Annotated in this window: 9 protein-coding genes; 4 read left to right on the forward strand and 5 right to left on the reverse strand. The window is 37.6% G+C overall.

The features are described from left to right. Positions 1 to 237 precede the first annotated feature (237 nt). Entirely contained in the window at positions 238 to 1,554 is a 1,317-nt protein-coding gene (locus AACV00_RS16985; protein WP_004246681.1) for a sodium-dependent transporter, read from the forward strand. Between the two features lie 89 nt (positions 1,555 to 1,643). Here the strand turns inward: AACV00_RS16985 and AACV00_RS16990 are convergent, their stop codons facing one another. The 4 genes from AACV00_RS16990 to AACV00_RS17005 all read right to left on the reverse strand — a co-directional run bounded on the left by AACV00_RS16990 (position 1,644) and on the right by AACV00_RS17005 (position 6,283). Beyond that, positions 1,644 to 3,014: a class-II fumarase/aspartase family protein gene (locus AACV00_RS16990; RefSeq protein WP_004246680.1), complete on the reverse strand. Its 1,371-nt coding sequence runs from the start codon at positions 3,012 to 3,014 to the stop codon at positions 1,644 to 1,646. Positions 3,015 to 3,027: 13 nt separating this feature from the next. Beyond that, the gene (locus AACV00_RS16995) at positions 3,028 to 4,584 is read right to left on the reverse strand and encodes a PTS transporter subunit EIIC (protein ID WP_004246679.1); all 1,557 of its coding nucleotides are present in this window, start codon (positions 4,582 to 4,584) and stop codon (positions 3,028 to 3,030) included. Between the two features lie 350 nt (positions 4,585 to 4,934). Further along, positions 4,935 to 5,675: a MurR/RpiR family transcriptional regulator gene (locus AACV00_RS17000; protein WP_110706867.1), complete on the reverse strand. Its 741-nt coding sequence runs from the start codon at positions 5,673 to 5,675 to the stop codon at positions 4,935 to 4,937. A 131-nt stretch (positions 5,676 to 5,806) separates the two neighbouring features. Beyond that, positions 5,807 to 6,283 carry a cold-shock protein gene (locus AACV00_RS17005; RefSeq protein ID WP_004249014.1) on the reverse strand — a complete coding sequence of 159 codons (477 nt, stop codon included), beginning with the start codon at positions 6,281 to 6,283 and terminating at the stop codon, positions 5,807 to 5,809. Positions 6,284 to 6,469: 186 nt separating this feature from the next. On the opposite strand from AACV00_RS17005, the gene AACV00_RS17010 reads away from it, so the two are divergent. Next, on the forward strand, positions 6,470 to 7,168 hold the full coding sequence (locus AACV00_RS17010; protein WP_110706866.1) for an RluA family pseudouridine synthase: 699 nt from the start codon (positions 6,470 to 6,472) through the stop codon (positions 7,166 to 7,168). Between the two features lie 19 nt (positions 7,169 to 7,187). On the opposite strand, the gene AACV00_RS17015 is transcribed toward AACV00_RS17010, so the two are convergent. Next, positions 7,188 to 7,727, reverse strand: a complete 540-nt coding sequence (locus AACV00_RS17015) for a DUF2058 domain-containing protein (protein ID WP_004246675.1) — start codon at positions 7,725 to 7,727, stop codon at positions 7,188 to 7,190. A 224-nt stretch (positions 7,728 to 7,951) separates the two neighbouring features. On the opposite strand from AACV00_RS17015, the gene yajD reads away from it, so the two are divergent. Together yajD and AACV00_RS17025 are read left to right on the forward strand one after the other, a co-directional pair. Continuing rightward, a complete protein-coding gene (gene yajD, locus AACV00_RS17020) occupies positions 7,952 to 8,299 on the forward strand; it encodes an HNH nuclease YajD (RefSeq protein ID WP_004246674.1) in 348 nt (115 codons plus the stop codon). A 786-nt stretch (positions 8,300 to 9,085) separates the two neighbouring features. Beyond that, positions 9,086 to 9,535, forward strand: a 450-nt coding sequence (locus AACV00_RS17025) for an Hcp family type VI secretion system effector (protein WP_049204431.1), incomplete at its 3' end; no start/stop codon positions are given.

Here is a 9,535-nt window from a genome sequence, read left to right on the forward strand (position 1 = left end):
AACAATCGACTTCTAGGCCTACATCTACTCCTACTTTATTAGGGTGGCCAAGCTCGTTCATTTTTTGCTAAAGCCACCAGTAAGGTGGTTTTTTTATAACCCTGCTGGTGGAACTGTTTTTAGGGGAGTTTTTATGATGTCTCGTTCCACTACAAGGATTAAGGGTTATCACACCTTTGCAATACACTATTGTTCGGCAACCGTTTCTATCATTAATATAATGAAATCGGAGGCAAAATGAGCCAACAATGGACATCTCGTGTAGGCCATATTTTAGCAGCCGCTGGCTCTGCCATTGGTATTGGTGCAATTTGGAAGTTCTCTTATGTCGCCGCCAATAATGGGGGTGGTGCATTCCTCGTCGTCTTTCTGTTATTTAGCTTTATTATCGGATTAGCTGTTTTATTAGCTGAAAATATTTTAGGTAGTAGCACCCATGCCGAAGCCGTTAATGCCTTCAAAAAGATGATGGGACGTAATTGGGTAATTATCGGTGTCATTGGTGTATTTAGTTCATGGTGTATCTATAGCTTTTATAGTGTTGTCGGGGGGTGGACCATTGGTTACACCATTATGGCAGCTACTGGTGAATTAAATATTACTGATAGTAGTGAATTAACGGGGATCTTCACCCGTTTTATCAGTGACCCTTTATGGCCTATTCTTGCTCACTTGGTGTTTGCCGGATTAACATGTTTTGTCGTATTAGCGGGTGTTCAACGCGGATTAGAAAAAGCCGTCAAGATCATGATGCCATTGCTGTTTATTATCATGATTATTTTGATTATTGTCGGTATTAGCTTACCCGGCTCTTCAGAAGGTTTAAAATTATTCTTATATCCTGATTTTAGTAAATTAACCCCACAAGGAGTGTTAGATGCGTTGGGATTAGCCTTCTTCTCGCTGTCTATCGGTTTGGGTATTCATATTACCTATAGCGCCTATTTAGCGGATAATAAGACTATTGCTAACTCTAGTATGTGGGTTGTGATCCTCTCTTGTTTAGTGTGTGTTTTAGCAGGCTTAATGATTTTCCCTGCGTTAACTGCTGCTGGATTAGAGCCAAATGCTGGCCCAGGCTTAACCTTTATGACCATGCCAGTCTATTTTGCTAACTTGCCTGGTGGCAATATCTTGGCGGTCACTTTCTTTGTTTTATTATTAATGGCAGCATTAACCTCTGCAATTTCATTACTCGAACATATCGTCGCTTATGTACAAATGCGTTTTCAGTGGACTCGCCGTAGAGCTGGCTTAGTGGTCACAGCCTCTATTATGTTAATGGGTATCCCAGTTTCATTATCATTTGGTCCTATGAGTGATGTAACTTTAGGGGGCAAAACACTCTTTGATTTATTGGATTACTTAACCTCCAATATCTTAATGCCACTGTTTGGTATTGCGATGTGTTTAATTTTTGGCTGGTCACGTAGAGCCAATGCGGTTATTCCAGATAATATTACTGGAGCAAAACGCCAATGCTTATTATTAGTTTGGCGTTATATCGGCCCTATCTGTATCGGTATAATATTGGTACATGGTTTGATTGGTTAAAAAACAAAAAGAGAGCTTCTTATTTAAGAAGCTCTCTGACTAATTATCCCCGATGTTTGGATACTTGATAACTTTATTTATTAATAGACTTATTGATAGTTTTGTTTAATTTCTTGGCTAGCCACATGCCCGCGTTTAGCTTCTTTCTCCGCAATTTCCACCGATAAACCGATATAGGCTCTTGGATCAAGCATTGCTTTAATTTCTTCTGGGCTAAATGCCGCAGAGATAACGGGATTTTTTATCAAGTTAGTATAGAAATCTTCGCCATCTGCTGCTGTTTTGATCGCCTCTTCATACAATAAAGAGTGTGCTTTATCTTTGCCTAGTTTTTCTGCCATTTTCATCATAACGTACTCTGTATTATCTAATCCTTTATTTCTCATGACGTTATGTAGCATTCTCTCTTCATGCGGTACTATTGTTCTGGAAAGCTCTTCTGTTCTTAATAGAATTTCTGTTGTCAGCTCTAATGCCTCTTCCAGTAACCCATCAAATAACATATAGGAGCTACTATCCCCTTCATAAGGTCTTACCGCAGAATACATACCCACACTGGGTAAAGAATACAGTTTTTGTGAGTTAGCGATGATCCCTTTAGCCAGTTTAGGGTTAATTTTATGCGGCATAGTGCTACTGCCAACTGTACCTTTGGTAAACCCTTCCGAAACTTCCGCAATTTCCTCAAGTGTCGTACTATAAACTTCTTCACCAATTTTATGGCAGATATTAGCCATCAATGCCAAATTAGCCATATACTCTAATTTATGTGTACTAAGGTTACGAGAAGGCACCTCCATCGCTTCCATACCAACTAATTCAGCCACACGTTTTTGCACCTTCATACCCACTTCTGGCATTGAGTTAAATGCACCCACAGCACCGCCCATCATGATAGTAAAGACGCGTTTTTCACACTCTCTCATGCGCTGATAACAGTCGATAAAATCACTGATCCAGACCGATACTTTATAGCCGTAAGTAATAGGAATAGCATGGCGGCCATGTGTTCTACCGGGCATAACCATATGTTTGGTTTTTTCTGCCAAGTTAGCTAAATTTTCGATGATCTCCCCAAGTAGCAACATAAATTTATGGTGCACTGTCTTCATCATATAAAGCTGTGAACTTTGCTGAATATTCTGCGTGGTAATGCCGTAGTGCACATATTTACCACTCTCTTGGGAACATGCCTTAACTAACACTTTTAAAAAGGGCACGAAACCATGACCGATTTTTTGGTAAATGCGGTTCATTTCTTCAAAATCGATATTCTCAATAACCGCTTTTTCTTTAATTTCATCAGCCGCTGACTGTGGAATAAAACCGTGTTCAGCTTGAGCTTGAGCGAGCATCGCCTCAAACATCAACCAAGTTGAATATTTAGCTTCATTGGATAACAGCGCTTTAATACCGCGATCATCGATTGTTTTACTTTTAGAATCGTATAACGCTCTCATTTTGTATCCTTTGTTATTTCTTCATTGCTTCATCAACAGCATTGCGAACAAACTCAACTTTTGGTCCATAAACAATATGGACATGGTTCGCTGCAGGAATAAAGAATGCTGTACAACCTGATTCCAACATTAACTCTTTATCAATTTGATTTACTTCACCGATATCGACACGGAGTCTAGTAATACAGTTATCAACGTTACGAATATTTTGTTTTCCGCCTAAAGCGCGGATTAAGATCTCCGCAATTTCGCCATAACGCTTCTCTTTAATAAGCGTATTTTTCATATTGCTTGATTCTTCACGACCCGGTGTTTTGATATCAAACTTAATAATGGCCCAGTAGAAAATGAAGTAAGTGACAACCGCCAGACCTAAACCAATAATCACTAAGTAGATCCAGTTGGTATGTTCATAGAGCAGACCAAAGATGGTGAAGTCAAATACCGTACCTCGGATATAGCCAATCGCCACGCCAGCAAAAGAGAGTAAAACCGCACCAATACCAACAATAATGGCGTAAATCAGATATAAAAGTGGCGCAATAAACACAAAGGTAAATTCGAGTGGCTCAGTGACGTTACCTAACATGGCGGTTAATACCATGGTCACCAACATAGATTTAACTTCTGCGCGATTCTCTTTTTTCGACGTTCTATAAATTGCTAAGGCAATTGCTGGGAATAAGAACAGAGTGACCAGCATTTGTTGTTGTGCCATAAAACGCGTTAAGCTTGGCATCATTGACCAATATTCACTACTTGGCCCTTGGTTAAACAACACTTCTGTCATGGCAGGAACAACACCCACATAGGTTTGTCCATCAATAACGTAAGAGCCACCTGCTTCGGTAAATCTAAACAACACGTTCCATACATGGTGTAAACCAAATGGAATAAACAGTCGCTCTCCTCCTGCTGTAAAGAATGGTCCGACAGGACTCAGGAAGACCGCGGAAAGTTTTGTTAATCCCATCACCAAGACTTCCCAGATAAAGGGTAGTAATGCCCCTACGCCAATCATTAATCCCACCATAATAATGGCAACGGATTTTTTACCGGAGAAGAAGGCAAAAGCGGTAGGAAGTTCAAGGTTATAGAATTTATCTGTCGCCCAAGCGGCAATTAATCCGGTGATAATCCCCCCTGCGGCACTGATATTCATGGTTTGAATACCTAACACCTTGATCTGCCCCACTTGAGTCATTACGGCAGGATCAGCGAGTTTCCCCGTCAAAACGAGCCAAATATTAATGGTGCTAATCAAGGTTAAATAGCCGACAACGGAGGCAAACACGGCGATCCCCTTGTCTTTATGGCTCATACCATAAGCCACACCCATAGCAAATAGCAGTGGAATATTATCAAACACGACCCCTGCAATAGAGCGGATGCTCACTAATAATGCATTGACTGTTTCATTCCCCAGGAAAGGAAAGCGTGCAATCATATAAGACTGAACTAAAGCGCCACTGATACCCAGTATCATACCGATAGGCGCTAAAACACCGATTGGCAGGAGTAGGGTCCTACCAAAGCGCTGTATGGATTCGCTGAATTTTTTCTTGGCCATATTTTTTCCTTATGACTTCTCGAATATAGAAAAATGACAAAAGTACTCTAGCATTGAGTTATCTATAAAATGAATGGCGGGCTAGTTTTAAATATTATCTTAGGTCATTTATTATGACCTAGGTCTTTTAAATTAAAAAATAATTTAATAAATAATAAATTTTTGAAGATAGAATGTTCTATTATTAATAAATAGCCCATTAAAGAGATATTGAACAAATTGAAAATGAAGGTATTTTTAAAATAAATTGTTATTTTAGCTTAAAACACATTAAATTTATTAATATAGTAAAGAATAAGGCTGTGAAAAAGTTAATCTTGAAGAGATCATTCTGAGACTAAAAATAATGTTTAAAGTAGGTTTTCTATTTCATTTATTAACAAATCAACCAAAATAAAAAAACCAATTCGTGACTTGGTATCATCTTTTTTCGTATCATGATTATCCGCGAAACAAAATAGCGTATGCGTCGCATAACTGGTTAACTCATTGGTATTAAAGGCTGTCATACTGATAATATTTGCCTCTTTTAACTGCACAATTTTTGCCGTTTCAATGATCTTTTTAGTTCCCCCTGAAAGAGAGATAAAAATAACCGTGTCATCTTCATTCACTAAACGTGTAAACGAATCTGATAAGTTATAATCATTAATAAAAAAGCAATGCAGGCCCAGTGCAAACAATAAGTGTTCAAGATAATAACCGACTGCTTTACTTGTTCCCCTTGCCACAATAAAAATATTACGAGAATGGCGCAGGGTTTTAGCACACTCTTTAATTTGATCTTCATTGATGAGGGTAAAGCTTTTATTAATATTCTTCTCTAGTTGTTTTTTATAAGATGAGTGATCACTCTTTTCTATTTTATTACGCGAAAGAATATAATTATTAATTTGAAACTTTAGCTCTTTAAAGCCACTAAAACCTAACTTCTGCGATAAATTAATAATTACCGTTTTTGATACAAAGGTTTTAGCGACTAAATCATTAATATTTAAATAGGGGATATCGGCGATATTATCGGTAAGATACTTTAATACTTTCTTTTCACTGACGGTTAAATTGTCATAATTTTTTAAAAAATCCAGCATATCTCACCTAATCAATTAATAATCATGATAAAACAATCAGTTAAGCATATTACACTCTACTGCATAATATGCTTAATCACAAAGGTGATCCATTGCACTATTGAGTTAAAAACAGATGCGCATTATCTCAATTAAGCCTTAATCACTTTGACTGTTGCATCAATATCGACTTCATCATCAGTAAAGGTTAATACTTTGCCGTGATAAGTAATGATATCAATTTTTTTCAAAGTACGCGTTTGATCTGCTGCCGACTCAGATTTAGGCTTAATACTGTTCATTAGCATACCAACTGATAATATTGTATTTTCTTTATCAATATGCGTTTTAACGGGTACTTGTTCGCTATAAACACGATAAGACTTAATTGACGTTAACTTAACGCGCTCTCCGGCAATAAAGATATATTTACTGTCTGGGATCACTTTTACTGCATAGGCTGATAACCCTTTCATATTGGTCGTGGGTTCAAACGTGACTATTGCATCTTTTTTAATAAGATCAGGGTTGGCAACCTTAATCACATGAAAATAGCGATTATCCCCATTTTCATCTTTGATAAATCCAAAACCTTTATCTTCAAACCATTTTGTGATTGTTCCATTCATTGCCATTACCGCCTACATGATCATTATTACTCAATTTTCTCTATGCAGTATAAAGCACAATCTGCATTCAGACTATGCCTTTGCCTATTAGTCTTTAAATTGAGTCACTAAGCATATTGTGGTTTAAGTCGCCAATCGGCTGAAATTTAGCTATGATCAGTGCACTTTTGTGATCAGGATAATTTGATGTCGACGATTATTGATACCTTTATTGCCCCCATTTGCCATGACAAGATTGAGTATCTTTATCAAGATGAACATCTACTGGTAATAAACAAACCATCAGGTTTACTAAGCCTTTCAGGTAAAAACCCGCAAAATATCGATTCTGTTCATTATCGCTTAGTACTATTGTTTCCCGAGTGCACATTAGTTCATCGTTTAGACTTTGGCACATCGGGGGTGATGGTTATTGCCCTGAATAAAGCGATTAACCGTGCACTTTGTCAACAATTTAGCCAGCGAACCATCACTAAAGCTTATGACGCCCTATTATGTGGCCATTTGCAACATGATAGTGGTGTTATAGAAGCGCCTATCGCGAAAGATCCACAACACTTTCCACGTATGTCGATTAGCACCACACAAGGCAAAGCTGCGCGCTCTTACTATCAAGTTATCGAACGGTTTTATCAGACTCTGGCTGATGGCACTCGATTACCTTTAACGCGCGTGCGACTCACGCCGGAAACAGGCAGAACACATCAATTGCGTATCCATTGCCAATATATAGGGCACCCTATTTTAGGGTGTGATTTGTATGGTGGCCTATTATTATCAGGAACAGAGCATACCCCACGGCTAATGTTGCATGCCTGTGAGTTACATTTTATTCACCCTGTTAGTGAGCAACCGATGGATATTTATCTACCTTCACCGTTTTAATATCAAGCCACCCTTAAAATCACCACATTAAATCGTCTGGCACTTTAAAATCAGCATAAGGATCATCTTCGTCTTGTTCTGCTTGGCTTAATGTGTTGTTTAATAAGATACAATCTGCATCTCTTTGCATGATTTTATCTGCCACACTCGCAGGAATAATGGCATATTCACTGTTTCCGGCACTATCAATCACTAAACGTGCAATAGCTAAACGACCATTAATTAATTGAGATTGTGTTACTTTATCCACCTCAAGCGTTTTAATCACATTATTATCGGTAAATTTAAAATCAATATCGCCCTTGGCAGGGGTAATTCTATTCATCTCAATAAGTTGTTTAACTTGCGCTTTATACTCTTTTAATAAGGTTGCTTGTTTTTGCTGTTCACTAAGTTGTTTATCACGCTCAAGCTGTAAACGTTTCTTTTCTTCTACAGCCTCTTTTGCTTCTCTGGCCTGAACCCGCGATTTTTTCGCCGTTCTTTGTACTTTAGCCATTTTCTTATTTGTCACTAATCCCGCTTTTAGCATCTGCTCTTGTAAGGTAAGTTTTGCCATTTTTATGCCTAATTTTGCTCAATAATGCCCGAAATTATACCTGTAATTTTTAAGACTGCATCTCGTTACAACAACGCAAATTATCATAATAACACTCATCACCATATCGATGTTATTTGCTGAGTAAGCGTTGTGTTAATCACATTGGCTCCCTTAATGCATTAGGGTATATTGAGAAGTAACCAAAAAACTTTCTCTATCATTTATAACAGGCAAAATAAACCATGGCTGTGATCCCCAAAAACTATGCAAAACTAGAAAGCGGTTACCGCGAAAAGGCGCTAAAACTCTACCCTTGGGTTTGTGGACGTTGTGCTCGTGAATTTGTCTATTCAAATCTGCGTGAATTAACCGTTCATCATATTGATCACGACCACACCAATAATCCCGAAGATGGCAGTAACTGGGAGTTACTGTGTCTGTATTGTCATGATCATGAGCACTCAAAATACACAGAAGCAGAAGAGTATGGCTCTACCGTTGTTGCAGGGGAAGATGCCCAAGATGATGTTGGGCAAGCAACCTATAATCCCTTTGCTGATTTAAAGGCGATGCTGAATAAGAAAAAGTGATCTAATCGTTATCGCGAATGAGAAATAAATCAGATACTGCAGTGTGTTAATCTATTATAGAACGTTAATACACTGCCAATAATTCATATCCCCGCCACTCAATATATTAGTAAAACTATTATTTTTATCTTATCGATAACTGACTATCGCGCTATCAGAAATGTTGAAATTGTTTAAATTTAATATAGCCAATTAAAAAAAATATTATTTTTTCAATAGTTTTTATTGTTTCTATATGGAGTTAAATGGATTTCTCTCACTATAAAAACACTTTAAATTGGTCATATCACTTACAAACACGAAATATTAAAGATATTATTTTAAACAAGGCGATTATTTTAGATTAATAATCTAGAGAAATAATAACAATAAAAAGAAAAATGGTGAAATATTTATAAGAAATAGAATTAACACCATTAAATATCAAATAGTTACAAATTTTTAATTCGTTATAAAAGCACTAGCAAAAAATTTATTTTTTATGTACATAGTGTTTACTGGGCTGCGAGCAATTTGTCTATTTCTTCATCATATTTTATGCTAATAAACACTTTTTATGATTATTTTTTCAGCATAATATAGCGATATTTCAACCAGTTTACGCTAAGTGACTTATCCTAGAGAGATACAACAGCAAGGGGCGGTTTACAGCCTATTGATAAGCTTTTATTATCCTTTAATCAAGTCTTACCGTGCGCACTGGCTAAGATGACGGACATAACTAACGGATTGTTTTTAAGACAATCATTTAATTTAATTTGTCATTTTTAATAAAAGGATCTCATTATGCCAACTCCTTGCTATATTTCCATTGAAGGAAAAACTCAGGGCAACATCACTGCAGGCGCGTTTACTGCAGATTCTGTCGGCAACATTTATGTACAAGGTCATGAAGACCAAATGTTGGTACAAGAATTTTCTCACGTGGTGACGGTTCCGACTGATCCGCAATCAGGCCAACCTTCTGGCCAACGTGCGCATAAACCGTTTCGTTTTACCGTGGCATTAAACAAAGCCGTTCCTCTGCTGTATAACGCATTGGCTTCCGGCGAAATGCTGCCAAAAGTTGAGTTAAAATGGTATCGCACGTCTGTTGAAGGTAAACAAGAGCACTTCTTTACCACCACACTGACTGACGCGACGATCGTGAACATCGATTGCCAAATGCCTCATTGCCAAGATCCGGCTAAAGCCGACTTCACGCAACTTATCGAAGTCTCCCTCTCTTACCGCAAA

The sequence above is a fragment of the Proteus sp. G3927 genome (genome assembly GCF_963894685.1).
Taxonomy (GTDB): Bacteria; Pseudomonadota; Gammaproteobacteria; order Enterobacterales; family Enterobacteriaceae; genus Proteus; species Proteus mirabilis.